Source organism: Ruegeria sp. BHSC043, assembly GCF_059612985.1.
This window is the reverse complement of record NZ_JBXWRS010000005.1, coordinates 109,578-135,922: the sequence shown is the minus strand read 5'-3', so window position 1 is coordinate 135,922 and position 26,345 is coordinate 109,578. Positions and strand designations below refer to the sequence as shown.

The 26,345-nt window shown below is 61.9% G+C and carries 19 protein-coding genes, 1 tRNA gene and 1 pseudogene; 13 read left to right on the top strand and 8 right to left on the bottom strand.

All coding sequences use genetic code 11. The annotated features are described in order from the left end of the window. Nucleotides 1-10 precede the first annotated feature (10 nt). Nucleotides 11-1,183: a hypothetical protein gene (locus AC2FMM_RS10675; protein WP_496796534.1), complete on the top strand. Its 1,173-nt coding sequence runs from the start codon at nucleotides 11-13 to the stop codon at nucleotides 1,181-1,183. Here the strand turns inward: AC2FMM_RS10675 and AC2FMM_RS10670 are convergent. Next, the gene (locus tag AC2FMM_RS10670) at nucleotides 1,180-4,839 is read right to left on the bottom strand and encodes a flavoprotein (RefSeq protein ID WP_496711299.1); all 3,660 of its coding nucleotides are present in this window, start codon (nucleotides 4,837-4,839) and stop codon (nucleotides 1,180-1,182) included. The two genes, AC2FMM_RS10675 and AC2FMM_RS10670, sit on opposite strands and share 4 nt — an antisense overlap. A 311-nt stretch (nucleotides 4,840-5,150) precedes the next feature. On the opposite strand from AC2FMM_RS10670, the gene speB (AC2FMM_RS10665) reads away from it, so the two are divergent. Continuing rightward, nucleotides 5,151-6,116 carry an agmatinase gene (speB, locus tag AC2FMM_RS10665; RefSeq protein ID WP_496683415.1) on the top strand — a complete coding sequence of 322 codons (966 nt, stop codon included), beginning with the start codon at nucleotides 5,151-5,153 and terminating at the stop codon, nucleotides 6,114-6,116. 17 nt (nucleotides 6,117-6,133) lie between these two features. On the opposite strand, the gene AC2FMM_RS10660 is transcribed toward speB (AC2FMM_RS10665), so the two are convergent. Then, nucleotides 6,134-6,646: a ZrgA family zinc uptake protein gene (locus AC2FMM_RS10660; RefSeq protein ID WP_496796533.1), complete on the bottom strand. Its 513-nt coding sequence runs from the start codon at nucleotides 6,644-6,646 to the stop codon at nucleotides 6,134-6,136. A 255-nt stretch (nucleotides 6,647-6,901) separates the two neighbouring features. Here AC2FMM_RS10660 and AC2FMM_RS10655 point away from each other — a divergent pair, with 255 nt between their 5' ends. From AC2FMM_RS10655 to speB (AC2FMM_RS10615), 9 genes and pseudogenes are all read left to right on the top strand, one after another. Continuing rightward, nucleotides 6,902-8,173: an imelysin family protein gene (locus AC2FMM_RS10655; RefSeq protein ID WP_496796532.1), complete on the top strand. Its 1,272-nt coding sequence runs from the start codon at nucleotides 6,902-6,904 to the stop codon at nucleotides 8,171-8,173. Nucleotides 8,174-8,366: 193 nt separating this feature from the next. Then, nucleotides 8,367-8,852 (top strand): annotated as a pseudogene (bfr, locus tag AC2FMM_RS10650) (bacterioferritin). A gap of 16 nt (nucleotides 8,853-8,868) precedes the next feature. Next, entirely contained in the window at nucleotides 8,869-10,359 is a 1,491-nt protein-coding gene (locus AC2FMM_RS10645; protein WP_496796531.1) for a di-heme oxidoreductase family protein, read from the top strand. Between the two features lie 3 nt (nucleotides 10,360-10,362). Then, a complete protein-coding gene (locus tag AC2FMM_RS10640; protein WP_496796530.1) occupies nucleotides 10,363-11,373 on the top strand; it encodes an imelysin family protein in 1,011 nt (336 codons plus the stop codon). 3 nt (nucleotides 11,374-11,376) lie between these two features. Then, nucleotides 11,377-12,465 (top strand): DUF1513 domain-containing protein, encoded by a 1,089-nt coding sequence (locus AC2FMM_RS10635; RefSeq protein ID WP_496796529.1) that lies wholly within the window; start codon nucleotides 11,377-11,379, stop codon nucleotides 12,463-12,465. A 99-nt stretch (nucleotides 12,466-12,564) separates the two neighbouring features. Continuing rightward, nucleotides 12,565-14,454 (top strand): biosynthetic arginine decarboxylase, encoded by a 1,890-nt coding sequence (speA, locus tag AC2FMM_RS10630; protein WP_496683395.1) that lies wholly within the window; start codon nucleotides 12,565-12,567, stop codon nucleotides 14,452-14,454. 23 nt (nucleotides 14,455-14,477) lie between these two features. Next, nucleotides 14,478-15,689 (top strand): saccharopine dehydrogenase family protein, encoded by a 1,212-nt coding sequence (locus tag AC2FMM_RS10625; protein ID WP_496796528.1) that lies wholly within the window; start codon nucleotides 14,478-14,480, stop codon nucleotides 15,687-15,689. 105 nt (nucleotides 15,690-15,794) lie between these two features. Next, the gene (gene nspC / locus AC2FMM_RS10620; RefSeq protein ID WP_496796527.1) at nucleotides 15,795-16,964 is read left to right on the top strand and encodes a carboxynorspermidine decarboxylase; all 1,170 of its coding nucleotides are present in this window, start codon (nucleotides 15,795-15,797) and stop codon (nucleotides 16,962-16,964) included. Beyond that, a complete protein-coding gene (gene speB / locus AC2FMM_RS10615; protein ID WP_496796526.1) occupies nucleotides 16,961-17,803 on the top strand; it encodes an agmatinase in 843 nt (280 codons plus the stop codon). Before nspC ends, speB (AC2FMM_RS10615) begins: the two co-directional genes overlap by 4 nt. On the opposite strand, the gene AC2FMM_RS10610 is transcribed toward speB (AC2FMM_RS10615), so the two are convergent. From AC2FMM_RS10610 to AC2FMM_RS10600, 3 genes are all read right to left on the bottom strand, one after another. Next, entirely contained in the window at nucleotides 17,800-18,390 is a 591-nt protein-coding gene (locus AC2FMM_RS10610) for an HD domain-containing protein (RefSeq protein ID WP_496796525.1), read from the bottom strand. The genes speB (AC2FMM_RS10615) and AC2FMM_RS10610 overlap by 4 nt on opposite strands. An 82-nt stretch (nucleotides 18,391-18,472) precedes the next feature. After that, nucleotides 18,473-19,612, bottom strand: a complete 1,140-nt coding sequence (lptF, locus tag AC2FMM_RS10605) for an LPS export ABC transporter permease LptF (protein WP_496711310.1) — start codon at nucleotides 19,610-19,612, stop codon at nucleotides 18,473-18,475. A 127-nt stretch (nucleotides 19,613-19,739) separates the two neighbouring features. Continuing rightward, nucleotides 19,740-19,815 (bottom strand) — tRNA-Trp (locus AC2FMM_RS10600). Nucleotides 19,816-19,957: 142 nt separating this feature from the next. Here AC2FMM_RS10600 and AC2FMM_RS10595 point away from each other — a divergent pair. Together AC2FMM_RS10595 and AC2FMM_RS10590 are read left to right on the top strand one after the other, a co-directional pair. After that, a complete protein-coding gene (locus tag AC2FMM_RS10595; protein ID WP_496711311.1) occupies nucleotides 19,958-20,659 on the top strand; it encodes a lysophospholipid acyltransferase family protein in 702 nt (233 codons plus the stop codon). Between the two features lie 419 nt (nucleotides 20,660-21,078). Further along, entirely contained in the window at nucleotides 21,079-21,375 is a 297-nt protein-coding gene (locus AC2FMM_RS10590) for a hypothetical protein (protein ID WP_496796524.1), read from the top strand. Nucleotides 21,376-21,851: 476 nt separating this feature from the next. Here AC2FMM_RS10590 and tuf read toward each other — a convergent pair whose 3' ends face one another. The 3 genes from tuf to AC2FMM_RS10575 all read right to left on the bottom strand — a co-directional run bounded on the left by tuf (nucleotide 21,852) and on the right by AC2FMM_RS10575 (nucleotide 26,178). After that, nucleotides 21,852-23,027 (bottom strand): elongation factor Tu, encoded by a 1,176-nt coding sequence (gene tuf / locus AC2FMM_RS10585; protein ID WP_496796523.1) that lies wholly within the window; start codon nucleotides 23,025-23,027, stop codon nucleotides 21,852-21,854. A 112-nt stretch (nucleotides 23,028-23,139) separates the two neighbouring features. Next, nucleotides 23,140-23,730 (bottom strand): hypothetical protein, encoded by a 591-nt coding sequence (locus tag AC2FMM_RS10580; protein ID WP_496688836.1) that lies wholly within the window; start codon nucleotides 23,728-23,730, stop codon nucleotides 23,140-23,142. 99 nt (nucleotides 23,731-23,829) lie between these two features. Beyond that, a complete protein-coding gene (locus tag AC2FMM_RS10575) occupies nucleotides 23,830-26,178 on the bottom strand; it encodes a DNA topoisomerase IV subunit A (RefSeq protein WP_496796522.1) in 2,349 nt (782 codons plus the stop codon). Between the last annotated feature and the right edge of the window lie 167 nt (nucleotides 26,179-26,345).

The window sequence follows — 26,345 nt, the reverse complement described above, 5'->3', positions numbered from 1 at the left end:
AAGGGCCCGGATGACGATCGAAAAAAAGGTTTGGCTGTTGTCGGGCATCCTGTCCGCCGTCTTGATGCTGGTTCTGTTCAAGCTCTGGGTCGCGTTGAACCGGTTTGACAACGATCCAACGCAATTGCCGGATGTGGCCGCCGTCGATACCATTTTAGCCGGGCTGGACAACGCGCCGGACCTGCGGGTCAAGACCGGCATCTTCATCAAGAGCTTCAGCTTCGAAGGCGCCAGCGACGTGCGGGTCTCGGGCTATGTCTGGCAACACTATCTGGATGGCGAACACGATGCGATCCGGCCGGACCGGGACGAGGTGGGCTTTCTCCTGCCCGAAGCGGTCGATGTCGCGAATGGCGTGATCCAAGAGGCCTACCGAATGAAAAGGGACGGCAGTACGCTGATCGGGTGGTATTTCGAACAGACCCTGCGCCAGTCTTTCGACTACACCAGCTATCCGTTCGATCACAAAACCGTCTGGGTCCGGTTCTGGCCGGGGCGCTTCGACGTCAACGTGGCATTGGTACCGGATTTCACCGCCTACCCCGCCACGGGACCGCAGGACATCTTTGGCATCGACAACCGCATCGTCATGGGGACGTGGGAGCGTGAGAACACCTATTTCGACTACAAATTGTCCGATCTGGATACGACGCTGGGCATCGGCGAGAACGAGTTTCAGACCAATCTTCCGGAACTGCACTATAATTTCGTCATCAAACGCAATTTCGCCAACGCTTTCGTGGTGCACATGATTCCGCTGATCGTGGTGACGATGCTGCTGTTCGGCGCGGTGATGACCGTTACGCGCAAGCCCAGCCTGGTCGAGCGGCACGATTTCAGCACATCGGGCGTGATCGGAACCTGCTCGGTCCTGTTCTTCGTGATCCTGCTGGCTCATGTGCAACTGCGCGAAGGCTTTGCCGGGTCGCCGGTCATCTACATGGAATCGTTCTTTTTCCTGATGTATTTCATGCTGCTGGCTGTCTCGGTGAACACCTATCTGTTCGCCTCGGAATCCGCGCCGTCGCTGTGGGTCATCCACTACAGGGACAATCTGATCCCAAAGGCCGCCTTCTGGCCCTTCGTCCTGATCTGCATGATCGCGATCACCGGCTGGAACCTCAGCGTGAAGGCGCGACCGGCCACCGGCGCGCCCCCGGCAGTGGCGCACCAGAGCGGTTAGGTCACCGCCTCGTACCCCGGCTTCAGTGTGCCCGTCGCCATGTCGATCGTATACTCGTCCACCAACTCGGACGCGCCGCGCTCCAGATCGGCCAGGTATTTTTCCGGATTGGCGATGACATAGACATAGGCGGGCTTTTTCACGCCATCCATCAGAACGTTGATCCGCTTGCGGACATAGACGTTTTCGGCCGCGCCCGGCCCGTGAAAGCCCTCGAGCTTGTCCAACTCCTTCAACCCGCCCGAGGTGACCCGATAGACCTCGCCCTTGATCGGACGCCCGGTGCCCTTGCGGTCGACCAGCGTGGCCATGCGGTGCAGATAGGCACAGTTCGGGTTGTCACAGAACGGCTCCTTGGGAACGATCAGGGGCATCGGCTGCCGGGTGATCGCAGGCCCGACCAGATCATCCAGCACATCCGCATGCGCGTCGTGGTTCGGAAATCCTTTCTTGAGCGATCCGTAGGTGAAGTACAGATAGGTCTTCTCGCGGTCTTCGATCAGGTCGTCTTCGTCTTCCACTTCTTCCGGCTCTGACAGGCCATGGGTGTTGGCCCAGTTTTCCAACATTGCGCGGATCTCGTCCGACACCCTGATGCCCCTGGAACGCACCGGATCCTGCAGGAAATGGATCAGCGGGCTTGCATCGATGCTATCCGCCGCCAGCAGGGTTGCGACCATCTCGGCCGAGTTGTTCATCGCCGCCACATGCAGGCTGGTAAAGCCGTGATCGTTGGTTGCGTTCACGTTGATACCGCGGGCGATCAGAGCCTTGGCGGCCTCGATGTCCGGCTTGCCCAGGTCCTGCCCGTTCTCGGTCAGTTCGCCCTCGCCGCCGGCTGCATAGTGCAGCAGCGTGTCGCCATTGTTGTCGTCCACGATGTCGATGCCGGCAATCCCGTCGTCGATGGCCTTGAGCACGGGTTCCCACCGCTTGAAATCATCCGAAGCCGCGGCCTCCTGCGCCCATTTGCAGATGTTGTGTTCGTGGTTTTCCAGCTCTTCGAACGCTTCTTCCAACACCTCCATGATCTGGTCGGGCGTGGCCATCATTCCGATGCCCATCATCCCGTTCGAAAGGCGCCCTTTGCGGGGACCGACAAGATCGATCCCCAGATCGCGCAGCTTTTCGACGTTTTTCTGGGTGGTGACGTTGTTCCACATGTTGGTATTACAGGCCGGGCAGAGGATCGCCGGCTTGTTGCGGTACTGCCAGGCCACAAAAACCGAGGTCAGCAAGTTGTCTGCAATGCCGTTGGCGATTTTACCCATCGTGTTGCAGGTGACCGGCGCGACGATCACGCAATCGGCCCAGTCGCACAAAGCCAGATGCGAGGCGCGCAACGGCATGGCAAACTCGGTATAGCGGAAATTCCACTCGTCATCGTCACGGTAGTAATCGTTGTGGGTGATGTAGTCCTCGACCTTCTGGGTCTTGGACTTTTTGCGGTTCCGCTTTGCTTTCCGGGCCTCGGCGTCCTTGTCGGATCCGATGTCGCGAAAGAATTTCTCGGCGGCGACCGAGGGGATCAGTTTCACGTTGTGGCCCGCCTTGGTGATCCGGGCGACAAGTTCCGGCACCTTGTCGGCCGCGGACGAGCCGCAGGCGCACAACAGAACGTTCCGCCGCCCGTTCGGCGGCGCGGTCAACCCGCCCTTGGGGTAGCCGAAGATGTTCTTGTCGAGGCTCGGCGACTCTTGGCGCAGCAAGACCGGCAGACCAGCCTTCTTCATCTCTTCCTGCAGGCTGCCGTCCAAGATCATGTCGACGATGTCGCTGCGCTTGCCCAGACATTTCCCCTTGAAGAAAAGATAAGGCACCTTTTCCTTGCCACTTTCCGCCACCAGTTGCCGGCGCATTTTCATGGCATTGGCCCCGTGCCCAGCGACATCGACAAGCCTAACGGAGGTCGCGCCGATATTGGCCAGGATGTTCTTCAACATATGCGACCACGGGTCCTCGTCCTCGTAAAACAGAACCAGCGGGTTCTCTCGGACAATCCGCGCCACGTCGCTGGGGTCTTCCGGGGGCTGGGTCTCCTCGATCACCAGCATGGCCGGACTCTTCAGGTCGCGCAGCCCGCGAAAGATATGCCCCCGCGGCGCCTGCCAGACCTGCGACGTGGCCGGGCTCATGTCGACGACGGTGACAAGGTCGGCCTTTTCGTCATAGGCGATGCACAGGCACCAGAACTCTTCCAGCAGCGCCGTCTCGCGGAACACGTTTTCAGGCGGCCGGATCACCTCGAACCCCAACACGCGGTTGAAGTCGATGTTGATCATCAGGTGGCGCCCCTCATGTTCGTTCAGACTGCGCAGCTGATCCCGGAACCAGTCTTGCGGCGATCTTTTGTCCTTGCCGGGTCGCTCCGCATAGCTGCGGAACGTGCTGCCGATATGCACCTCGGAAGTGCCGGCCAGATACCGTTGGGCCATCTCGCTCATCTTCTTGGCGGTCGATACCCGGCTCAGCGCCTCGGTGTACGAGGTCTGGGTCGCGATCAGCAGCTTGTCTTCGGTGACCTGGACATCGCCAAGAATCTGCAGGCTTTCGGCCAGAACGCCTAGACTGTTCATGTTCGGGCTGGCCCGCCGGAACAGGTTGCGGCGTTTCTTGGGGTCTCGGGCCAGATACCGGGTGCTGTCCACGTAGTTGCAGTCCTGACGGAAGGTCTGCAACGTGGTCTTGACCGCCTCGCGCGCGGAAAACCGCAACAGACCGCGCGCCCGCATCGACGTGCCGTCTCGGTCGGACATGGCTGCGTACAAGCGGTCGATCGTGGTGACCCACAGCTTGCCGTATTTTTCGGGATGCACGTCCATCATGTGCACCAGACCGGTGCTGGGGTTGCACTTGGCGATCACCGCGAAATGGCCGCCGGGCATGGTGGGCTTGCCATGCGCGACCCCAACCTGAAAATTCGCCACCAGAATGTCGTTGTCCCCGCCCAGGCGATTGGATTCGTCAATCGCCTCAAGCAGCAGCGGCACTGAGGTCGTGGCCTCGTCCATGAAATAGGCCTGGACCTGCACCAGGTCGCGCAGACCCTGCGAATGGATATAGGTGCAGGCCACGTCGAACAGTTCACCCAGCGAGATGCCGTCATTGACGACAAAGCTGGTGGGTAGTTCGCAGACACGGAAAATGTCGTTCACCTCGCAACTGAAGCCCAGCGCGGACATGCTCAGCGCGGCCGCGGTCACGCTGCAGCAGTTGATCGGCTGCTGGAAATTCTGCAGGTGCACACTGACCAGATCGCCGAACAGGGTCGCGAAACACTCGGCGCGGATCTCGGACGGAATTTCATGCCACTTGCCGCGCGAGAGATAGGCGATCCGCGTCCCCGGCAGCGCGACGGCCTGCAAGCTGACAGGGAGATCCGGGATTTCAAGATGTTCCTCATAGAAATAGTCACCATCATCGGCCGTCGCCAGGTTGACCCCGCCCTGCCGCAGCTTCACGATCCCGTCCAGCACGACATACATTCCGTCCGGCGCAAGGACCGCATCCTCGGTCACCTCGAACAATTCAAAACGGCTCTGCAACTGGTCGGGGTTATTCTTGGCCAATTCGCTGGGCAGAACGGCAAAGATCTTGCCCCAGTCTTCCGCAGTGGCGTTGATCGGCTTAGAATTTGAAATCGCTTCCGTGGTCATGGCCGTTCCCTTCCCCAAACAAATGGCGCAATCTCTTGTGTCGGGTTTTCACGTTCCAGAAATCGGAAACGGCGGATCTGCCCAATCGTAAGGCCCAGACCCGCGGACCGGCAAATGAAAGTGCCACCTTCAAATTACGCACAGGCTAAATGAGCCATATCGCGCTAGATTAATGCATAATGGCAGCAAAATCACTGATATTTGTTCCTTATATGTCTGCTCAGGATCCGCCCGCGACAGGCGTGTTGATTGCGCCAACGTTGCTGTTAGCCTCGTGATCGCCGCCAGCGCACGCAACAAACGGAGCCAAGATGTCAGATCACGGATACGAGACCGGTCGCCTGAACCTGCCTTTCGTGGGCATTCCGACCTTTGCGAAGAAACCCTATGTGCAGGATTGGGACCGGATCGACGCGGATGTAGCCATTCTGGGCGCTCCTTTCGACTTTGGGTGCCAGTACCGCAGTGGCGCCCGTTTCGGCCCGAGGGCGGTGCGCGAGGCCTCGACCCTGTTCAGCTTTGGCCATGCAGGCGCCTATGACCACGAAGACGACGCCACCTATCTGGGCAGCGACGTGCGCATCGTCGATCTGGGCGATGCCGACATCATCCACACGCGAACCGAAGCCAGCCATGCCAACATCGAACACGGGGTGCGCAAGATACTGAAGGCAGACGCGCTGCCGGTCGTGATCGGCGGCGATCATTCGGTCAACATTCCCTGCATCAACGCCTTTGCCGATGATTGCGCCCGCAACGGACCGATCCATGTGATCCAGATCGACGCCCATCTGGACTTTGTGGACGAGCGGCACGGCGTGACGGCCGGACACGGCAACCCGATGCGGCGCGCGATCGAGAAGCCCTATGTCTCGGGCATGACGCAACTGGGCATTCGCAACGTCTCGTCCACCGCTCGGGACGGATACGAAGACGCACGCGCCCGCGGGTCCGACATCCTGTCGGTCCGGCAAGTGCGCAAGTTGGGAACACCAGCAGTTCTCGACCGCATTCCCGCCGGGGCACGGTATTATGTGACGATCGATATCGACGCCTTCTGCCCCTCGATCGCGCCAGGCACCGGAACGCCCAGCCATGGCGGATTTCTGTACTATGATGTGCTGGAACTGCTTCAGGGGCTGGCCCGCCACGGCAATGTCGTCGGCATCGACCTGGTCGAGGTTGCTCCGGCCTATGACCCAACGGAAAGCACCCAGATTCTGGCCGCGCAAATTCTGCTGAACTTTTTAGGCTTCATCTTTCACGAAAGGACCTAGAACCCGAATGGCTGGAGTCAGGTCAACCCGGACAGATCGGCTGCCAGACTCTGGGGCGTCAGTTCGAACCGTCGCGTGCCGGTTTCGGACCGGACGAGCACAACCAGACGGCGGGCCTTGGGGAATCGGTCGAAATAGGCGGTGCGCAGGGCGCTGATCGCGCTGATGTCGCGGCAACGGATCAAATACTCGGCCTCGAACTCGGGCGCCTTGCGGCCCTCGCCGCCGGGCGTTTCGACAAGCGCCACATTGGCGGAAACCGTGACGCAGTCCGCCTCGGGCGCCACGACAAAAAGTTTCAGCGGTCGCGAGAGTTCCGAGACCGCCGCCGCCACCTGGGCCCGCTGGGCATTGTCGCCCGCGGGCAGGTCGAAGCCGACGATATCCAGACCGGGCACCGAGAGAGACAGTGTAAGGTCCATGGCGTGGATGCCGATCTTAAGCGTTGCGGGACCCGTTTCGCTTTTGGCCTCCTGCGCCCGGGATGCGGTGGACAGAACCAGCAAAGAAACCACCAGATACTTGAACACGACCGGCACCACTCACCCCGAAATCACCGTATCATTCTACCCGGCCCGGACCGTCAGGCAATAAAGAACGGCGGGTCTCAGCCTAGCCGGATATGGGGAGGCGAGTGAGGCGCGCCATGCAAAGCCCCGGCATCGCCGCGCCCAAAAAGCTGACAAAAAAACTCAGATTGACATACCTGACAATTTAACTCAGTAATTCGGTGCCGCGCATCGACTTCGCGCGCCGAATTTTCATTGAAACAGGACTCCGAAAATATGCCCCGTTTTCTTTCCGCCGCCAGCACCTTGACCTTGCTGATCGCCTCGGCCGCATCAGCCGGAGGCGCTCCGGCGACCTCAGCCGTGCTGGACACCTATGCCGATATCGCCCAAGCCACTTACGAAGACAGCCTGACCGCAGCCAACCGCCTGCGGGCGGCCGTGGGTGCGTTGATCGAACGCCCTTCGGCCCAGACCATGCAGGCCGCTCGCGCGGCTTGGATCGCGGCTCGGGTGCCCTATCAACAATCCGAGGTCTTTCGGTTCGGCAACCCGATCGTCGATGACTGGGAAGGCAAGGTGAACGCTTGGCCGCTGGACGAAGGCCTGATCGACTATGTCGATGCGGCCTATGGCGGGGCCACCGACGAAAACGCGCTTGCGGCCCTGAACGTGATCGCCAACCCGACCTTCCAACTGTCGGGAGAAACCATCGATGCAAGCGAGATCACCCCGACTCTGCTGGCCGAAACCCTGCACGAGGCGGACGGGATCGAGGCCAACGTGGCCACCGGATATCACGCCATCGAGTTTCTGCTGTGGGGACAGGACATGAACGGCCATGGTCCCGGCGCCGGAAACCGCCCGTGGACTGACTATGCGCAGGGCGATGCCTGCACCAACGGGAACTGCGACCGGCGTGCGCAATACCTTCAGGCCGCAACCGATCTGCTGGTCAATGACCTGGAATGGATGGCCACCCAATGGCACGATGGCGGCGCCGCCCGCGCAGCCCTGTTCGAAAATGAAGGCGCTGGTCTGACCGCGATTCTGACCGGGATGGGGTCGCTGTCCTACGGCGAACAAGCCGGTGAGCGGATGCGCCTGGGCCTGATGCTGAACGACCCGGAAGAGGAACATGACTGTTTCTCGGACAACACCCACAACAGCCACTACTATGACGGGCTGGGCATCCAGAACGTGTATCTGGGCAGCTATGTCCGCATCGACGGCACGTTGGTTTCCGGTCCCTCCCTGTCGGATCTGGTTCTGGCCTCGGCCCCTGAACTGGACGACGAGATGAAGACCAAGCTGGCCAACACGATGCAGGCCCTGGGCCGGATCAAGACCACGGCCGAAGCCGGGCTGGCCTATGACCAGATGCTCGAACGCGGCCATGCGGGTGGCGAAGCGCTGATCATGGGGGGCGTCAACGCCCTGATCGACCAGACCAAGACCATCGAGCGGATCGTGACAGCGCTGGATCTGGACCAGATCGCGTTCGAGGGGTCTGACAGCCTCGACAACCCTGATGCCGTTTTTCACTGAAACGCCACCAGCCAGAGCGCGGCAGATCCGCAAGCGATCTTCACGCCGGGAAAAATCTACCACGCTCTGGGGAAATCGGCAGATTGCGGCGGCTGCATTCCACTGTTTCTCGACACGATACGCACAACCGATACCCTTGGGGCACCCATGCAACTCCGTACTCTTCGTGCGGGGTCAACACAGGAGAGCGTAAATGAAAGGCGATCCAAAGGTCATCGAATACCTCAACACGTCCCTGCGGCATGAACTGACGGCGGTCAACCAGTACTAGCTGCACTACCGCCTGCAAGAGGACTGGGGCCGGGGCCACATGTCCAGGAGAAGCCGCGAGGAAAGCATCGAAGAGATGCAGCACGCGGACAAGCTGATCGCACGGATCATCTTCCTGGGCGGCCACCCCAACCTGCAGAAGCTCGACCCGCTGCGTAACGGTCAGACGACCAAGGAAACGCTGGAATGCGACCTGCCGGCCGAGATCGACGCTCGGGCCTTGCACAAGGAAGCGCGCGAATACTGCCAACAGGCCGGCGACTTTGTGTCGATGGCGCTGTTTGAACAACTCATGGCGGACGAGGAAGGGCATATCGATTTCCTCGAAACCCAGCTTGACCTGTATGAAAGGCTTGGCGAAGCAAATTATGCGCAACTCAATACATCGAAAATGGACGAGGCCGAATAAGGCGGGCCTCTTCGTGGTGGCCGTTCTTGCAGCCACCCCCTCCCTGTCTCAGGATCTGCGGGACACCCACCTGACCCCTCTCCCCCGAACCGACGCTGAAAGGGCACGTATCGCCGCAGCCACCGCGGTGCCGTCGGATTTCTCGCAGTCCCAGCGCTACGAAGACCTGCCGGCAGGCGCCGCGACGGTGCGCGCTCGTACCAATGCGGATGCGTTCTCGCAACCCTCGGCCAACCTGAGCTTTGAGCAGGAGCTGGATTTCAAGGTCGGCAACGGGCTGTTCAAGAAGGTCTGGGTGTCGGCCCCGTCCTCGACCGTGACCTCGGACGGGCTGGGGCCGCTGTTCAACGCGCGGTCGTGCCAGCGCTGTCACATCAAGGACGGGCGTGGCCACCCCCCTGCCGGACCCGAGGACAACGCCATTTCGATGTTCCTGCGCGTTTCCATCCCCGGGACGCCCGCAGACGCGCCGGAAGGGATCGAGGGTTATCTCGCCACCCTGCCCGAACCCACCTATGGCGGCCAAATGCAGGATTTTGCCCTGCCCGGCCACAAGGCCGAGTACCGGCTGGACATCACCTACGAGGAGATACCGGTGGAGTTGTCCGGCGGCGAAACCGTGTCGCTGCGCAAGCCCACCTACAGAGCGGCCGATCTGGGTTATGGGCCTTTGCACCCTGACGCGATGCTCAGCCCGCGCGTTGCGCCGCAAATGATCGGTCTGGGCCTGCTCGAGGCGATCCCGGCCGAGGACATCCTGGCCCAGGCCGACCCGGAAGATACCGATGGAGACGGGATCTCGGGGCGGCCCAACATCGTGTGGTCGAGGGAATTCGGCGAACCCATGCTGGGCCGGTTCGGGCTTAAGGCGGGCATGCCGACGATCATGGAGCAGTCAGCCGCAGCCTTCGCCGGCGATATCGGCATTTCCAGCCCGCTCTACCCCGCGCCCTTTGGCGACTGCACCCCGGCGCAGGCCGATTGCCAGGCCGCCCCGCATGGTGACGGCGACGAACGCAGCTTCGAGATCGACCAGCAGGGCATGGATCTGGTGGCCTTCTACAGCCGCAACCTGGGCGTTCCCGCCCGGCGCGATGTGGATGACCCGCAGGTTCTGCGCGGGAAAGAGGTGTTCCACACCATTGGCTGCGCGTCCTGTCACACGCCCGCTTTCGTCACCCACCGCCTGCCCGACCGGCCCGAGCACAGTTTCCAACTGATCTGGCCCTACACGGACCTGCTGCTGCACGACATGGGCGAGGGACTGGCCGACAACCGCCCCGAGGCCCGCGCCACGGGCCGCGAATGGCGCACCGCGCCACTATGGGGCATCGGCCTGACCGAACGGGTTTCGGGGCACACTCAGTTCCTGCATGACGGCCGCGCGCGCTCGCTTCTCGAAGCGGTCCTGTGGCACGGGGGCGAGGCCCAAGCCGCGCGCGATGCGGTCGTTTCCATGCCCAAGCCCGACCGCGATGCGTTGATCCGGTTCCTCGAAAGTCTGTGACCGATGCGCCTGATTGCCGTGATCCTTTCCGCATTGATCACGCTCTGCGCGGTGGCACAGAACTGCGATGCGGTCCTGGTCGACGTAACCAAGGCCCATATCCTGCCGCGTTTCGACCGCCTTGTCGAAGCGACGGCCACGCTGGATGCCGCTGCACGGGCCGACTGCGCGCCGGGGTCCGCCGATCTGCGCGCGGCCTATCACGCCGCCTTCGACGCCTGGATATCCGCCAGCCACCTGCGGTTCGGCCCGACCGAAGTCGGTAACCGTGCCTTTGCCCTGGCCTTCTGGCCCGACAGCAAAGGGTTCACGCCCAAGGCGCTGTCGGCGATGATCGCGGCCGAAGACCCGGCCATTGCCGACCCCGATGCCTTTGCCGAAACCTCGATCGCCGGGCGCGGTTTCCTCGCGCTCGAGAGGATGCTGTACGACCCGGCCTTTGCCGATCAGGGCGATGCGGCCTATCGCTGCGGGTTGATCCGCGCCATCGCCGCCGACATCCATCGCACCACCCGGGCCATCGACCGGGACTGGCACGGCTATGCCCGCATCATTACCCAACCCGGGCCGGACAGCCCCTATCGGTCGTCCAACGAAGCCCTGCAGGAGCTCTACAAGGCCCTTGTCATCGGGCTCGAATTCACGGCCGATACCCGTCTGGGCCGCCCGATGGGCAGTTTCGACCGCCCCCGCCCCAACCGGGCCGAGGCCCGCAGATCGCTGCGGTCTCTGCGGCATGTGGAACTGTCGCTGGTGGCGCTGCGCGATCTGGCGGCGCGACTGGCGGCCGACCACCCGCAGATTGCGGCCTCGCTGGACGATGCCTTTGCCCGCAGCATCGCCCGGGCGCAGGCGCTGGATGATCCCGCGCTGGCCGGCGTGGCCGAGCCACAGGGGCGGTTTCGGGTCGAGGCGCTACGGCAGTCGATCAACGACATCCGCAGCCTTGCCGCCGCACAGCTGGGTCCGACCCTGGGTATCAGCGCCGGGTTCAATTCGCTGGACGGAGACTGACCCATGACCAGCCGCCGAGGATTTCTGGCCGGTCTGGCAGCCGCCGCTCTTGCCCCCCTGCCTGGCTGGGCTGCGGTCGGTTCGCCCGATTTCTTGTCGGCTGCGCTGTTCGACGACGGGTCGTACCGCCTGCTCGGGTTGACCAGTTCGGGAGATTTGCGGTTCTTGGTCCCCCTGCCCGGCCGCGGGCATGCCGCCGCCGCCCATCCGCATCTCGCGCGGGCCGTTGCATTCGCGCGCCGCCCGGGGCGGTTTGCGCTGGTGGTCGATTGCGCGACCGGGAACCAGCTGGCCCGGCTCGACGCGCCCGACGGGCGTCACTTCTACGGCCACGGCGCGTTTTCGCCCGACGGCCGCCGTTTGTTCACCACCGAAAACGACTACGAGGCAGGCACCGGGGTCATCGGCGTCTGGGACGCGGCTGAGGGCTATGCCCGGATGGGCGAGTTTTCTTCGTCTGGGGTCGGCCCCCATGACGTGGTATTGATGCCCGACGGCAAGTCTCTGGCCATCGCCAACGGCGGCATCGAAACCCATCCGGACACAGGGCGCACCAAGCTGAACCTGCCGACCATGCGCTCGAACCTGACCTATGTCAGCCTCGACGGATCGGTTCTAGAGCAGGTCGAACTCCCCGCGGCGCTGCACAAGAATTCGATCCGACATCTGGCCGTTCGCGCGGATGGCCTGCTGGCCTTTGCAATGCAGTGGCAGGGCGACTTCTCCCACAAGCCGGCCCTGCTGGGGCTGCATCGGCGGGGTGGCCGTTACCACCTGCTGTCTGTGCCGGAAGACATACAGGCGACGCTAGCCGGCTATGCGGGCAGTGTCGCCTTTTCCGCCGAGGGACGACAGGTCGCCATCACCTGCCCGCGCGGCAACGCGCTGCTCGTCTTTGATGCCGAGGCGGTCCGTTTTGACCGCGCCCATTCGTTCAGCGACGTGTGCGGGTTGGGCCCTGGGCCATCCGGCTTTGTCTTTACCACCGGGCACGGCGATGTGGGGCATTTGGCTGGGCCAACCCCGGCGGTATCGCCCCATCCTCGGGTCCACTGGGACAACCATCTGGTTCCCATTCGACCCGTGATCTGAATTGGGCTAACCTCCGAAACAGATTACACTTGGAAGAATCGAACAGCTGCCGTATTGGCGGGCGAAATTTTCACGCCTGCAACGCAAGGACTGACTGGATTGAAACAGACGCCCGTCGCACCGCATTCCATCTACGGAGTTGAAAAATGGGGCAAGGGTCTCATCGAGGTGACGGAGGACGGCGAGATCGGTCTGCGCAATCCCATGGCACCCGATGCGGCGGCCATCAGCCTGCCCGGCATTCTGCACGACCTTGATCAGCGCGGGATCAAAGCGCCGATGATCCTGCGCATCAGCTCGTATCTGGAACGCGAGATCGCGCACATCAACGAAAGCTTCCGCGATGCGATCGCGCGTACCGGCTACAAGGGGTCCTATCGCGGCGTGTTCCCGATCAAGGTGAACCAGCAGGCGCAGGTCGTCGACCGGATCGTCGAGTTCGGCAAGCAATACAATTATGGGCTCGAAGCCGGTTCGAAGCCCGAACTGGTGATCGCTCTGGCGCACCGTCTGGCCCCCGAGGCGCTGATCGTGTGTAACGGGGTCAAGGACGCAGAGTTCATCGAGTTGGCCATTCTCAGCCGCAAGATCGGGTTCAACACGGTCATCGTTCTGGAAAGCCCGAAAGAGGCCGACACGGTCATCGAGGTTTACAACGAGCTGGGCATCGAGCCGCTGCTTGGCGTGCGAGTGAAACTGACCAACCAGATCAGCGGCAAATGGCAGGAAAGCTCGGGGGATCGGTCGACCTTTGGCATGAACACCGATCAGCTGGTCGCGGTCGTCGACAAGCTGCGCGATGCGGGCCTGCTGCATTGCCTGAAGCTGCAGCATTCGCATCTGGGCAGCCAGGTGCCCGACGTGAACGACGTGCGCCGCGCCGTGGGCGAGGCCTGCCGTTATTACACCGAACTGACCCGCGAGGGCGTGCCGCTGACGCACCTGGATCTGGGCGGCGGCATGGGCGTCGATTACACGGGCGAGAAGAAGGCGACCGAGAACTCGATCAACTACACGGTCGAGGAATACTGCGCCAATGTGGTGGAAACCGTGGCCTATGCCATGGACGAAGCCGAAGTGGACCATCCCACGCTGGTGACCGAGAGCGGCCGCGCGGTGGTGGCGACCTCGTCGATGCTGGTGTTCAACGTGCTGGAAAGCACGCTCTATGACGCACCCAACGGCCCCGAGGTGGAACCCGACGACCACCACCTTGTGTCAGATCTGGCGGCGGTGAACGGTTATCTCAGCCACGACCGCCTGCAGGAATGCTGGAACGACGCTACCTTCTACCGCAACGAGTTGCGGGCCCTGTTCCGCCGCGGTTACGTGGACCTGCGTCAGATGGCCCGGGCCGAGCGCATCTACCTGTCGCTAATGGCACGGATCAAGGCGCTGGCGGCCTCGGACGAGGTCGATACTGATGTGGATGACCAGTTGGAGAAGCTGGCCGATATCTATCACTGCAACTTCTCGCTATTCCAGTCGCTGCCCGACGTCTGGGCAATCGACCAGCTGCACCCGATCGTGCCGCTGCAGATGCTGGATCAAGCCCCCGACCGCCGCGCGGTGCTGTCCGACATCACCTGTGATAGCGACGGCAAGATCGACCGGTTCATCTTGGCTGACGGCGTCTCGCCCAGCCTGCCCGTGCATTCCCTGCCCGAAGATCGCGACTATTACATGGGCGTGTTCTTCGTCGGCGCCTATCAGGAAACCCTTGGCGACCTGCACAACCTGTTCGGCGACACCAATGTCGTCACCATCGACCTGCGCGCCGATGGCGGGTTCGACCTGCTGCACGAGCAAGAGGGCGACACCATCAGCGAAGTCCTGTCCTATGTCGAGTTCGACCCCAGCGATTGCATTGCCGCCTTCCGCAAGATGGTGGACGAGGCGATTTCGACCGGCACGCTCAAGGCCAAGGACCGCAAAACCCTGATGAGCGCTTACCGCGACAGCATCAACGGCTATACCTATTACGAATAACCCCGGCGAAAGGAGATTTTCCCATGGGCAAGACACTGGTTGTTGGCGCGGGTGGCGTCAGCCACGCCGCCGTGCACAAGATGGCGATGAATTCCGACATCTTCACCGAGATCACGCTGGCCAGCCGCACCAAGGCGAAATGCGACGCCATCGCCAAGTCGGTCAAGGAACGCACCGGCGTCGACATCAAGACGGCCGAGCTTGACGCCTACAAGATCGCCGACACCGTCAAGCTGATCAAGGAAACCGGGGCCGAGATCCTGGTGAACCTTGCCCTGCCCTATCAGGACCTGGTGCTGATGGATGCCTGCCTCGAGGCCGGGTGCCACTACCTGGACACAGCCAATTACGAGCCCGAGGACGAGGCCAAGTTCGAATACCACTGGCAATGGGCCTATCAGGACAAGTTTAAACAGGCCGGCCTGACCGCGATCCTCGGTTCGGGATTTGACCCGGGCGTTACATCCGTCTTCGCCAAGTGGCTCAAGAAGCACAAGCTGGACACGATCCGCCAGATCGACGTGCTGGACGCCAATGGCGGCCAGAACGATCAGGAATTCGCCACCAACTTCAACCCCGAGATCAACCTGCGCGAAGTGCTGGCCGACGCCCGCCACTGGGAAGGCGGCGAGTGGAAGGTGACGCCGGCCATGAGCCACAAGGTCGAGTTCGACTTCCCCGGCATCGGGCCGAAGAACATGTACCTGATGTATCACGAGGAACTGGAGTCGCTCTCGACCCACTTCCCCGAGATCGAGCGTGCCCGTTTCTGGATGACCTTCGGCGATGCCTACATCACCCATGCCAAGGTGCTGCAGAATGTCGGTATGACCCGGATCGACCCGGTGGTGCATAACGGGGTCGAGATCATCCCGATCCAGTTCCTGAAGACGCTGCTGCCCGACCCCGGCGATCTGGGCGCCGAAACCAAGGGCAAGGCCTGCATCGGTGACATCGCCACCGGCCAGGCCAAGGACGGTTCGGGCGAAAAGACCTACTACATCTACAACATCTGCGACCACGAGGAATGCTACCGCGAGGTCGGCAGCCAAGCCGTCAGCTACACCACCGGTGTCCCGGCCATGATCGGCGCGGCACAGGTGCTGAAGGGCAACTGGCGCGAGCCGGGCGTGTGGAACATGGAACAGCTCGACCCGGATGATTTCATGGACATGCTGAACAAGCACGGCCTGCCTTGGCAGGTCCACGAACTCGACGGCCCCGTCGAGTTCTGATCCCTCGGGGCGGTCCGCGCGACCGTCCTGCTTCATCTGGCCCAAAATATCCCGGGGGTCCGGGGGCAGCGCCCCCGGCCTCTCCACTTTCAGGAGATGCCGGACATGACCCAATTGATGCAGACACAGGCCGGAGATGCCGGCGCCTTCCGCCACTTCGACCTGAACCGCGTCCCTTCCCCCTGCTTCGTCGTCGACGAAAAAGCGGTGGAGCGAAACCTGGCGGTTCTGGCCGATATCGGCGAGCGGTCCGGCGCGCATATCCTGTCGGCGCTCAAGGCATTTTCGATGTTCGCCCTGGCCCCGCTTGTCCGCCAGTATCTCGGCGGCACCTGCGCCAGCGGCATCTACGAGGCCCGGCTGGGCCGCGAGGAATATGGCGGCGAGGTCGCGACCTTCTGCGCGGGCTACAAGGATTCCGACATCGACGAAATCCTCGCCCTGTCGGATCACATCATCTTCAACAGCCCCGCGCAGAAAGACCGCTTCTTGGCCAAGGCTCAGGCCGCCGGGCGGCAGGTCGGGCTGCGCATCAACCCCGAACACTCCGAAGGCGAGGTTGCGCAATACGACCCCTGCGCTCCGTGCTCGCGCCTCGGCACCCCGGTCAGCCAGTTGGACGCCAAGGCGCTGGAAGGCGTGGATGGCCTGCACATGCACACGCTCTGCGAACAGGGGTTCGAACCGCTGGCGCGCACCTGGGCCGCGGTCGAACCGAAGCTGGCGCCTTTCCTGAACGACCTGGAATGGCTGAATTTCGGCGGCGGCCACCACATCACCCGCAGCGACTATGACCGCGACGGGCTGGTGGACTTCATCAAACACATCCGCACAAAATACGGCGTCGAGGTCTATCTGGAACCCGGCGAGGCGGTGGCGCTGGATGCGGGCATCCTGGTGGGCGAAATCCTGGACCTGCCACACAACGGCATGGATCTGGCGATCACCGACATCTCGGCCACCTGCCACATGCCCGACGTGATCGAAGCCCCCTATCGCCCCGCCCTGATGGACGAGGCCGAAACCGGCCACACCTATCGTCTGGGCGGCCCCTCGTGCCTGGCGGGCGACGTGATCGGCGATTACACCTGGGCCGAGCCGCTGCGGATCGGGCAGCGCTTTGCCTTCCTCGATCAAGCGCATTACTCGATGGTCAAGACCAATACGTTCAACGGCGTTCCCCTGCCCACCATCGCCCTGTGGAACAGCGAAACCGATGAGCTGAAGATCATCAGGCAATTCGGCTACGACGACTTCAAAGAGAGGCTTTCATGAGCATTTTCCTCGACAGCGAACTGACCGAGGCCGAACGCAGCGAAGACGCCCGGTTCCGCGTGATCCCGGTGCCTCTGGAGCGCACGGTCTCCTACGGCTCGGGCACGGCAGGCGGACCCGCCGCGATAATCGAGGCCAGCAATGAACTCGAACGCATCACCGGGCATGCCGAACCCTGTGTCGAAGGCATCTTCACCGAGCCCCCGCTGGACTGCGAAGGCCCGCTGCCGGACGTCATGGAGCGTCTGGCCCTGCGCACCGAGGTGGCCGTCCGCGCCGGCAAGGTGCCGGTCACGCTGGGCGGCGAACACTCGCTCAGCTACGGCGCGGTCATGGGTGTAGCCCGCGCCTTGGGTCAGCCTCTCGGCATCGTGCAGATCGACGCCCATGCCGACCTGCGCAATGCCTACCAGGGCGAAAAGCACAGCCACGCCTCGGTCATGCACCTGCTGGCCGAAGAAGGTATCCGCCTGGCCCAGTTCGGCGTCCGCGCCTTCTGCGAGGAAGAGGCCCAGAGCCGTTTGCGCCACCACGTCTTTCACGTTGATGCCGAGGAACTGGTGACCGGCAACATCCATGCCGTCGATCTGCCCGAGGATTTCCCCGAACTGGTCTATGTCAGCTTTGACGTCGACGGGCTGGACCCGTCGCTGATGCCCGCAACCGGCACGCCGGTTCCGGGCGGGCTGGGATACTATCAGGCGCTGCACCTCGTCGAGCACGCCCTGAAGGGCCGCCGCTGCGTCGGCTTCGACGTGGTGGAACTGGCCCCGGACGGCAACGCGGCGTGGGATTTCACCGCCGCGCAGATCGTCTATCGCCTGATGGCCTCCTGCTAGTCCTCGGCGGTTTCGTTGAGCTCCATGTGCCCCTCGCCCCTGTTCAGGATGCGGCGCAACATAGGCTCGAAAAACTCCAGGGGCCTGGTCGGATAGTCCGGGTCAAACGCCTTCTGGTCGTATTCATGGCAGAAATAGCGGCAGTCCTCCCAATAGGGGCTGTCGCGATACTTGTCGCGCGCATTGCGGTCTCCGCCCAGATGGTGGTTATAGTAATAACCCTGAAACACGCAGTGATGTTTCAAAATCCAATAAGCCTTTTCGCTCACGTAGGGCTTCATCATCGCCGCTGACAGCTCGCCGTGGTTGTAGGGCGACAGGATGTCGCCCACGTCATGCACCAGTGCCGCAATCACGATTTCCTCGTCCGCGCCATCCTCGTAGGCGCGCGTCGCGGCCTGCAGGCAATGCCGGTAGCGGTTGATCGGATAGGGCGTCCAGTCCTCGTCCAGTGACCGGATGGCGTCGAGGATGCGGTCCGGCAGGGCAGCGTTGTAGGCGTCCTCGTAGGCCATGACCGCATCCCAGTCGGCCTTCGTTGCCTCTTCGAAACTGGTCCAGTTGGGTGTGTGGCGATTGTCTGGCATGGCGCGCCCCTCGGTTGGATATTGCCCCGAGAGTAGCGCGGCGGATTGCATCCTCAAAGCGAAATGACCCGCGCAGTCTCCGTCAGGCCGCCGCCTGACAAGCTGCATCGGACCGGCCGCGTCTACGGGTCAACGGCCGGCCAGCCAGGGCCAGAAACACTCCCGACACAATCACGCCAAGCGCCGCTGGCGCATAGAGAAGCGGCCACAACTGCGGGTCGCCGATGACGATCGGCGAAACGAACCCACGCACGCCTTCAAGCAGAACAAGGATCGTGAAGGCCCCGAATATCTGCGGCCAGAGACCGAAACGCGAAAAACTGCCCAGCATCAGCGTTGCATATCCTACCATGGCAACGGCCACACAGATCGCAACCCACGAGAACCGCTGATGCAGCTCATCCACCAACTGCCCGATGGAATGGCCCTCTTGCGCGGCCAAGGTATCCAGGTCGCCCAGAAGTTCGGCCGTCGAGATGGCTTCGATGCTGCGCTGTCCCAAGTCCGATTTTCGCGTCAGCTCCGAGATGTCATAGGCGGCATCCTCGAACCGCGTCGATGCAAGCGTTCGGCCGGCCCGGTTCAGCCTTAGTGCCAGCCCGTCAACCATGACCAGATGCACGCCCGACCCATTGTTCACCAGATAGGCCGAGGTGCTGGAATAGGTAGCCGGATTGGCCCTGTCACGCCGGTCCGACACGAAGACTTCGTGCAACGTGCCGTCCAGATCGATTCGGCCGATATAGACCGTGACGCCCGGCACCGGATGCATGAATTCGCCTTCGTTCAGCAACTGCGCAGTGACATCGGCGGCCACTTCGGATTCGCGCCGTTCGAGCTGATCGACCGAAGCGGGGCGCAGGAACACGCTGATGATCGCCATCATCACCCCTGTGACCACCCCGAACAGGAAAACCGCGCGCCCCAACCGCCATGGGCTTGAGCCCGTGGCCAGCATCACCGTCAGCTCGCTTTCGCGGGTCAGGCGGTTGGTGACATATACGGCCGCCGCGAACACGGCCATCGGCATTACCGTGCGGATCAGCGTCGGCAAAGTCAGCGCGGTGAACTCGAGGAACACCATAGCCGACTGACCGCCGCTGATGACCCGCTCGAACAGGCTGACCGAGCGGGTGATCCAGAAGACCCCCACCAGCACCAAGGTGAAAAAGCCGAAAAGCACCAGCAATTGCCGCAGGAAATATCCGTCAAAGCGCGACATGTGACCTCGTTCAGCTGTTCCTGCGATCACGCGGACAATAGGCCATTTGCAAGGCGGAAGAAACCATGATTGCACGTTCGTTGCGCGCGTGGGTTCGGCGGCAAAACAACGGTCGATGTAAGGGAAATGGCAGGGGCAGCAGGGTTCGAACCCGCGACCTACGGTTTTGGAGACCGTCGCTCTACCAACTGAGCTATACCCCTGTACTGCGCCTCAGATATGCCAGCCACGCGGCGGACTCAAGAGGCTTTTTGCAGTTTCCCGCGCCTTCCGGTTTCGACAAACAAGTTGCGCAGGCCGTGCAGTTCGCTAAGACAGGGCTCGGCCAGAAAGAGGATACCCGCCGTGAGCCTGCGCAAGAAGATTGCAGACAGCGAAGCCGTTCTGAACTGGTTGGCTCGGCGCATCGCCGGATATATTCGACTGGTCCATCGCAACACGCGATGGCAACGGATCGGCTATGAAGAGCTGGACAAGCTGGCCGAACAGGGCGAGCCGGTCATCGTGGTGTTGTGGCATCAGCGTCTGGCGCAGTCCCCCTATTTCTTCCCGCTGGACAAGGGGCGCATCTGTTCCATCACCTCGGCCGCGCGCGCCGGCAGCATGGTGGGGCGGGTGCAGAAACTGTTCGGAATGGACACCATCGCCATGTCCAGCCACAAACGTCATGTGGCGCTCTCGCGCGAAGTGTTGGGCAAGATGAAGCAGGGCATCTCAATCGGCATAGCCGCAGACGGCCCACGAGGACCCGAGCGGATTTGTTCAACTGTTCCGCTGGTATGGGCACGCAGTTCGGGCAAACGAGTGTTCGGGATCACATATTCCGTGCGCCATGGCCGTGAGGCCGGCACTTGGGATCGTCTCCTGCTGCCTCGCCCCTGGCGAAACGAAGGGGTGTTCCTGTGCCGCGAATGGACTGAAACCGTCCCGCGCAAGGCGACGGAACAAGAGATCGAATCGCTTCGTCTCAGTCTTGAACAGCACATGAATGACATCACCGCCGAAGCAGACCGGATCGTCGATCGAGAACCCTGGGCGCCGGAATAGGGCTGTCCGGTTTGCCTTGGGCAGCGTTTCCTCCGCGACCACGGCCGTCGACCTGATATCGGTCATGCTGCTCCAAGCCCCATGGAACCCAAACGCTGCGCATGCCGCCGCCTTTACGTTCTGCATGAGAACGCGCACCAGAGGCTGGGAGGGATTTGTCGCGTTCGTCAGCCGTCTCTCATCAATATGAAACTGATCGCAAGGCGGTCTGCTGAGAAAGCCGCCGGGTCTCGACGGCACTATGAGCTGTCTTGATCAATACCAGCGCCCTTGACACACTCATATCTACCTTAAGTAGAATGCAATAATTCCTACAAAGCTTTTTATTGTTGCGCTGGGGGGCAATTTGCGCCGCACTTTTTGTTGGTCCATTTCTCCCAAGCCAGAAACAGAAAGCACCGGCGGCTCAGATTTAGCGCATGGTGAAGGGCAAGGCAGACCCCTACGACGCATCCACATTCGAGCCATCTGATTTCATTTACCCGACCGTTCAGTCGGACAATATAACCGTTTTCCTGGAATTTCAGCCGGACATCGAAAAGGTTTGCTTTAGCACCCCGCGCGGTTATTTCGATCCACGACTTAAATTTCGAAACAACGCGACGCGGCAAGACCAAGTTTTACTGATTCAAGGTGAAGCTTTCACCCCCTGGCAACCTGAGCTTTTGCCCAAAAACCTGGAGGGGCCCTATGTCGAAACGTTGTCGACCGACTAAGTCCCGATGGATGACCTCACTGCATATCATGTCACCCCTGTTCGCGGGTATACAGCCACTGATGTACCAGCGTTTTATGCGGTCGAGTCTATCACTTGGGCTGAAAACGTCAGTGTCTGGTGCGCCGCCCATCTGAGATCCAAAAAACCAGCGCCTACGGCGATACAGAGCTGTATATTTCCCGCAATTCCAGCGGTCCAATCACCAACGTGAAAACGTGCAAAAAACCGGGTTCTGTACTGTATCCGGGCTGTCGAATTTACATGGAGTCGCCGCTGGTCGACTTCGATATTGGTTAGTCTCTAAACCTTCTACCCCATTGGCAAAACATGTCGTGCAATGCGCGGGCGATTGTGTCCTGCATAACCACCAATTCTCTCTGGTTCCCGGGTCGAAGCGGTCGTTTTCCGAGCCCCAGACGCAAAAAAGGGCGCCCCGAGGGACGCCCTTTCCGTCTGATCATTCGCTTGTGCGAATTATTCGATGATTTTCGACACGACGCCGGCGCCGACGGTGCGGCCGCCTTCGCGGATGGCGAAACGCAGGCCGTCTTCCATCGCGATCGGAGCGATCAGTTCGACGGTGAAGCCGACGTTGTCGCCCGGCATGACCATCTCGGTGCCTTCCTTCAGCTGAACCGTGCCGGTCACATCAGTCGTACGGAAGTAAAACTGCGGACGGTAGTTCGCGAAGAACGGGGTGTGACGGCCGCCCTCTTCCTTGGTCAGGATGTAGGCTTCGGCTTCGAACTTGGTGTGCGGGGTCACCGAACCCGGCTTGGCCAGAACCTGGCCACGCTCGACGCCGTCACGGTCGATGCCGCGCAGCAGCGCGCCGATGTTGTCGCCGGCTTCGCCGCGGTCCAGCAGCTTGCGGAACATCTCGACACCGGTGCAGGTGGTCTTCTGCGTGTCGCGGATGCCGACGATCTCGATTTCGTCGCCGACGTTGATCACGCCACGCTCCACGCGGCCGGTCACAACGGTGCCGCGGCCCGAGATCGAGAACACGTCTTCGATCGGCATCAGGAACGGCTGGTCAACGGCGCGCTCGGGCGTGTCGATGTACTCGTCAACGGCCGCCATCAGCTCGCGGATCTTGTTCTCGCCGATCTCCGGGTCGCGGCCTTCCATCGCGGCCAGAGCCGAACCCGCGATGATCGGAATGTCGTCGCCAGGATATTCGTAGCTGGACAGCAGTTCGCGGACTTCCATCTCAACCAGTTCCAACAGCTCTTCGTCGTCAACCTGGTCAACCTTGTTCAGGAACACGACCATCTTCGGGATGCCAACCTGACGGCCCAGCAGGATGTGCTCGCGGGTCTGAGGCATTGGGCCGTCAGCTGCGTTCACAACCAGGATCGCGCCGTCCATCTGCGCCGCACCGGTGATCATGTTCTTGACGTAGTCGGCGTGGCCGGGGCAGTCGACGTGCGCATAGTGGCGGTTGTCGGTCTCGTATTCCACGTGGGCGGTCGAGATGGTGATGCCGCGCGCCTTCTCTTCCGGCGCACCGTCAATCTGGTCATACGCCTTGAAGTCGCCGAAATACTTGGTGATCGCTGCGGTCAGCGTCGTCTTGCCGTGGTCAACGTGGCCAATCGTGCCGATGTTGACGTGCGGTTTTGTACGCTCAAACTTTTCCTTTGCCATTCCTCAGGCGCCCTTTGCGGTTTGGGGGACCCTTGGTCCCGGTTTGCATCTGCGCGCGCGAGATATTGGGTTCACAACGGAAAATCAAGCACAACCATCATGAAAACGGGCGTCAGGCCGGATTTTGTATTGCCTCGCCCGACTCAAGCGGCTGGATCAGCCCAGGCCGCGGGTCGAACCAACCGTTTTCTTTGTGTTCTTCGGCCAGCCATTCCTCGACCCGGTCGGCGATCTTGAGGGCCAACCCGCTCATCTGCTCTTCGCGGGTGCGGCTGTTGCCCGACCCCACGACCGCACTGTCACTGGTGGTGTCTTCCAGCACTTGGAATTGCTTGCCCTTGGCCAAGAACTGCTTATTGCCCACATCATAGACATTGACCAGGACGATGGCGGTGCTCTTGGGGTTGTAAATCACCGGGATGCCCGGCGGCGCCAGCATGTACCCTTCGAGGCTGATGCCGATATCATATTCCTGGGTGCCCTGATACCGGCCCAGCCGGATGTCCACGGCCTTCTGGATCGCATCCACCCATTCCTGCGGGGTCGCGTCCCGGCTCACCGGTCCTTGTACCGCCTTTTCCGCATAGGCATAGTTGACCCGCAGCTTGAAGGCGCCAAGGTCCTCGGGCGCCTCGTCAACCAAAGTCTGGGTGCAGGCCCCGATCATGGCCAGTCCGGCGAAAAGTATCAGCAGTTTGCGCATGGGTTCCGTCTCGATAAGGCCTGTTTTTTCTGATCTAGCGCACCGATGCGGCCCGTGCCAAGCCGTATCGGCAGTTTTCGCCTGCAGGCCGCAACCGCATCACGAGAACTTGTAGTCGCGCGGGAAGCCGTAGGGCGGCTTTTTCCCGACGCTGGCCCGCTTGGCCAGCCACGGCGACATGTCCGGCTCGTGCCGGGTCTTGTCGCCGCCCATCGACCATTTCAGACCCTCTTCCCAGTTGAAGGTGGTCAGGTCGGACAGGCCGCCATCCAGTTCCAGAGTGCCCTGCCGGCCCCGCGCCATGTTGTATTTCTGCAGACGCACGCCCTTGCCCCGCGTCATCTCGGGCAGTTCCGAGACTGGGAACACCAAGAACTTGCCGTTCTGCGACACCACGGCGACGTGGTCGCCTTCGACCGGCTTGCAGATCACCGCGCGCTCGTCATCCTTGACGTTCAGCACCTGCTTGCCGTTGCGGGTCTGGGCCAGCACGTCATCCTCGGGCACGATGAACCCATTGCCTGCGTCAGATGCCACCAGCAGCTTGCGCCCCGGCTTGTGGATCAGGATGTCGACGATCTGCGCCTCGTTGGGCAGATCCACCATAAGGCGCAACGGCTCGCCCATGCCCCGCCCGCCGGGCAGGTTCGCGGCGCTGACCGTGTAGACCCGCCCGTTCGAGGCAAAGATCAGCAGCCGGTCGGTGGTTTCCGCGTGGAAGATGAAACGCGGCCCGTCGCCGTCCTTGAACTTCAGTTCGCGGTTCAAGTCGATATGGCCGGTCATCGCGCGGATCCAGCCCATCTGGGAACAGACCACCGTGATCGGCTCGCGGTCGATCATCGCCTCGAGCGGCACCTCTTCGACCGCGCCGGCCTCGGCAAAGCGGGTGCGGCGGGCACCGCCCTCGTAATCCTTGCCGAACTTCTTCTTGGTCTCCTTGATCTGCTCGGCGATCCGCGCCCATTGCAGGGACTCGTCGGCCAGCAGATCCTCGAGATCGGCGCGTTCCTCCATCAGTTTGTCGCGCTCGCGGATCAGCTCCATCTCTTCCAGACGGCGCAGGCTGCGCAGGCGCATGTTCAGGATCGCGTCGACCTGAACCTCGGACAGCTCGCCATCGCCCGGCGCGGGCGAGACATAGTCGGCCTCGCTGGTGGCGCGGACATGGTCGATGCCCCAGTTCTCGCACATCAGCGCGGCCTTGGGGTCGTCGTCATAGCGGATGATGTCGATCACCCGATCAAGGTTCAGGAAGGCGACGATGAAGCCCTCCAGCACCTCCAAACGGTGGTCGATCTTGGCCATCCGGTGACGCGAGCGGCGCAGCAGCACCTCTTGCCGGTGATCGAGGAAGGCGCGCAGCACCTCCTTCATCGAGCAGACCTTGGGCGTCACCCCGTCTATCAGCACGTTCATGTTCAGGCTGAACCGCAGCTCGAGATCCGAGTTGCGGTAGAGCATGTTCATCAGCACCTCGGGGTCCACGTTTTTCGAACGCGGCTCGAGGATCAGGCGGATGTCGTCGGCGGATTCGTCGCGCACATCGCCCAGGATCGGGATCTTCTTGGTCTGGATCAGCTCGGCGAGCTTTTCGATCAACTTGGATTTCTGGACCTGATACGGGATCTCGGTGACCACGATCTGCCACTGGCCGCGGCCCAGATCCTCGATCTGATACTTGCAGCGCAGCCGGAATGATCCGCGCCCGGTGCGATAGGCCTGTGCGATGTTCTCGGGCGGCTCGACGATCACGCCACCCGTCGGGAAATCCGGCCCCGGCACATAGTTCAGCAGCGTGTCGTCACGTGCGTCGGGCGTCTTGATCAGATGCAGGCAGGCGTCGCACAGCTCGGCGATGTTGTGCGGCGGGATGTTCGTGGCCATGCCCACGGCGATCCCCGACGCGCCATTGGCCAGCAGGTTTGGGAAGGTCGCCGGCAGCACCACCGGTTCCTGCAGCGTGCCGTCGTAGTTGTCGCGGAAATCGACGGCATCCTCGTCGAGCCCCTCCAGCAGCGCCTCGGCGACGATGGTCATCCGCGCCTCGGTATAGCGCGAGGCCGCCGGGTTGTCGCCGTCGATATTGCCGAAATTGCCCTGCCCGTCCACCAGCGGGTAACGGACGTTGAAATCCTGCGCCAGGCGCGCCATCGCGTCGTAGATCGCGGCGTCACCATGCGGGTGGTAGTTACCCATCACGTCGCCCGAGATCTTGGCCGACTTGCGGAACCCGCCCGAGGAACTGAGTCGCAACTCGCGCATCGCGTAGAGGATTCGCCGGTGAACCGGCTTCAATCCGTCGCGCGCATCGGGCAAGGCCCGGTGCATGATGGTCGAAAGCGCATAGGTCAGATAACGCTCGCCAATTGCCCGGCGCAGCGGTTCTGCCACCTCGCCCCCCGCGTCGGGGGCCTCCATATTGGGGTCGTCAATCGTGTCGTTCATAGATGATGTGATACGATGCCCGACGCCCTTGGTAAAGCAATCAGCGCATATTTTGCTGGGGACAAGTCCGGCTTTTTGCAACAGGGGGACCCAACCCCGCGATTTCCCCCGACTTTCGACTCGGGCGCGCGATTATGGTAGTATCTCAACCATTGAATGCTGCCGAT

Excerpts from the sequence above, each read along its gene's own strand:
- AC2FMM_RS10675 (WP_496796534.1), top strand. The coding sequence starts at position 11 with ATGACGATCGAAAAAAAGGTTTGGCTGTTGTCGGGCATCCTGTCCGCC.
- AC2FMM_RS10670 (WP_496711299.1), bottom strand. The coding sequence starts at position 4,839 with ATGACCACGGAAGCGATTTCAAATTCTAAGCCGATCAACGCCACTGCG.
- speB (WP_496683415.1), top strand. The coding sequence starts at position 5,151 with ATGTCAGATCACGGATACGAGACCGGTCGCCTGAACCTGCCTTTCGTG.
- AC2FMM_RS10655 (WP_496796532.1), top strand. The coding sequence starts at position 6,902 with ATGCCCCGTTTTCTTTCCGCCGCCAGCACCTTGACCTTGCTGATCGCC.
- AC2FMM_RS10640 (WP_496796530.1), top strand. The coding sequence starts at position 10,363 with ATGCGCCTGATTGCCGTGATCCTTTCCGCATTGATCACGCTCTGCGCG.
- AC2FMM_RS10635 (WP_496796529.1), top strand. The coding sequence starts at position 11,377 with ATGACCAGCCGCCGAGGATTTCTGGCCGGTCTGGCAGCCGCCGCTCTT.
- AC2FMM_RS10625 (WP_496796528.1), top strand. The coding sequence starts at position 14,478 with ATGGGCAAGACACTGGTTGTTGGCGCGGGTGGCGTCAGCCACGCCGCC.
- nspC (WP_496796527.1), top strand. The coding sequence starts at position 15,795 with ATGACCCAATTGATGCAGACACAGGCCGGAGATGCCGGCGCCTTCCGC.
- speB (WP_496796526.1), top strand. The coding sequence starts at position 16,961 with ATGAGCATTTTCCTCGACAGCGAACTGACCGAGGCCGAACGCAGCGAA.
- AC2FMM_RS10610 (WP_496796525.1), bottom strand. The coding sequence starts at position 18,390 with ATGCCAGACAATCGCCACACACCCAACTGGACCAGTTTCGAAGAGGCA.
- lptF (WP_496711310.1), bottom strand. The coding sequence starts at position 19,612 with ATGTCGCGCTTTGACGGATATTTCCTGCGGCAATTGCTGGTGCTTTTC.
- AC2FMM_RS10590 (WP_496796524.1), top strand. The coding sequence starts at position 21,079 with ATGGTGAAGGGCAAGGCAGACCCCTACGACGCATCCACATTCGAGCCA.
- tuf (WP_496796523.1), bottom strand. The coding sequence starts at position 23,027 with ATGGCAAAGGAAAAGTTTGAGCGTACAAAACCGCACGTCAACATCGGC.
- AC2FMM_RS10580 (WP_496688836.1), bottom strand. The coding sequence starts at position 23,730 with ATGCGCAAACTGCTGATACTTTTCGCCGGACTGGCCATGATCGGGGCC.
- AC2FMM_RS10575 (WP_496796522.1), bottom strand. The coding sequence starts at position 26,178 with ATGAACGACACGATTGACGACCCCAATATGGAGGCCCCCGACGCGGGG.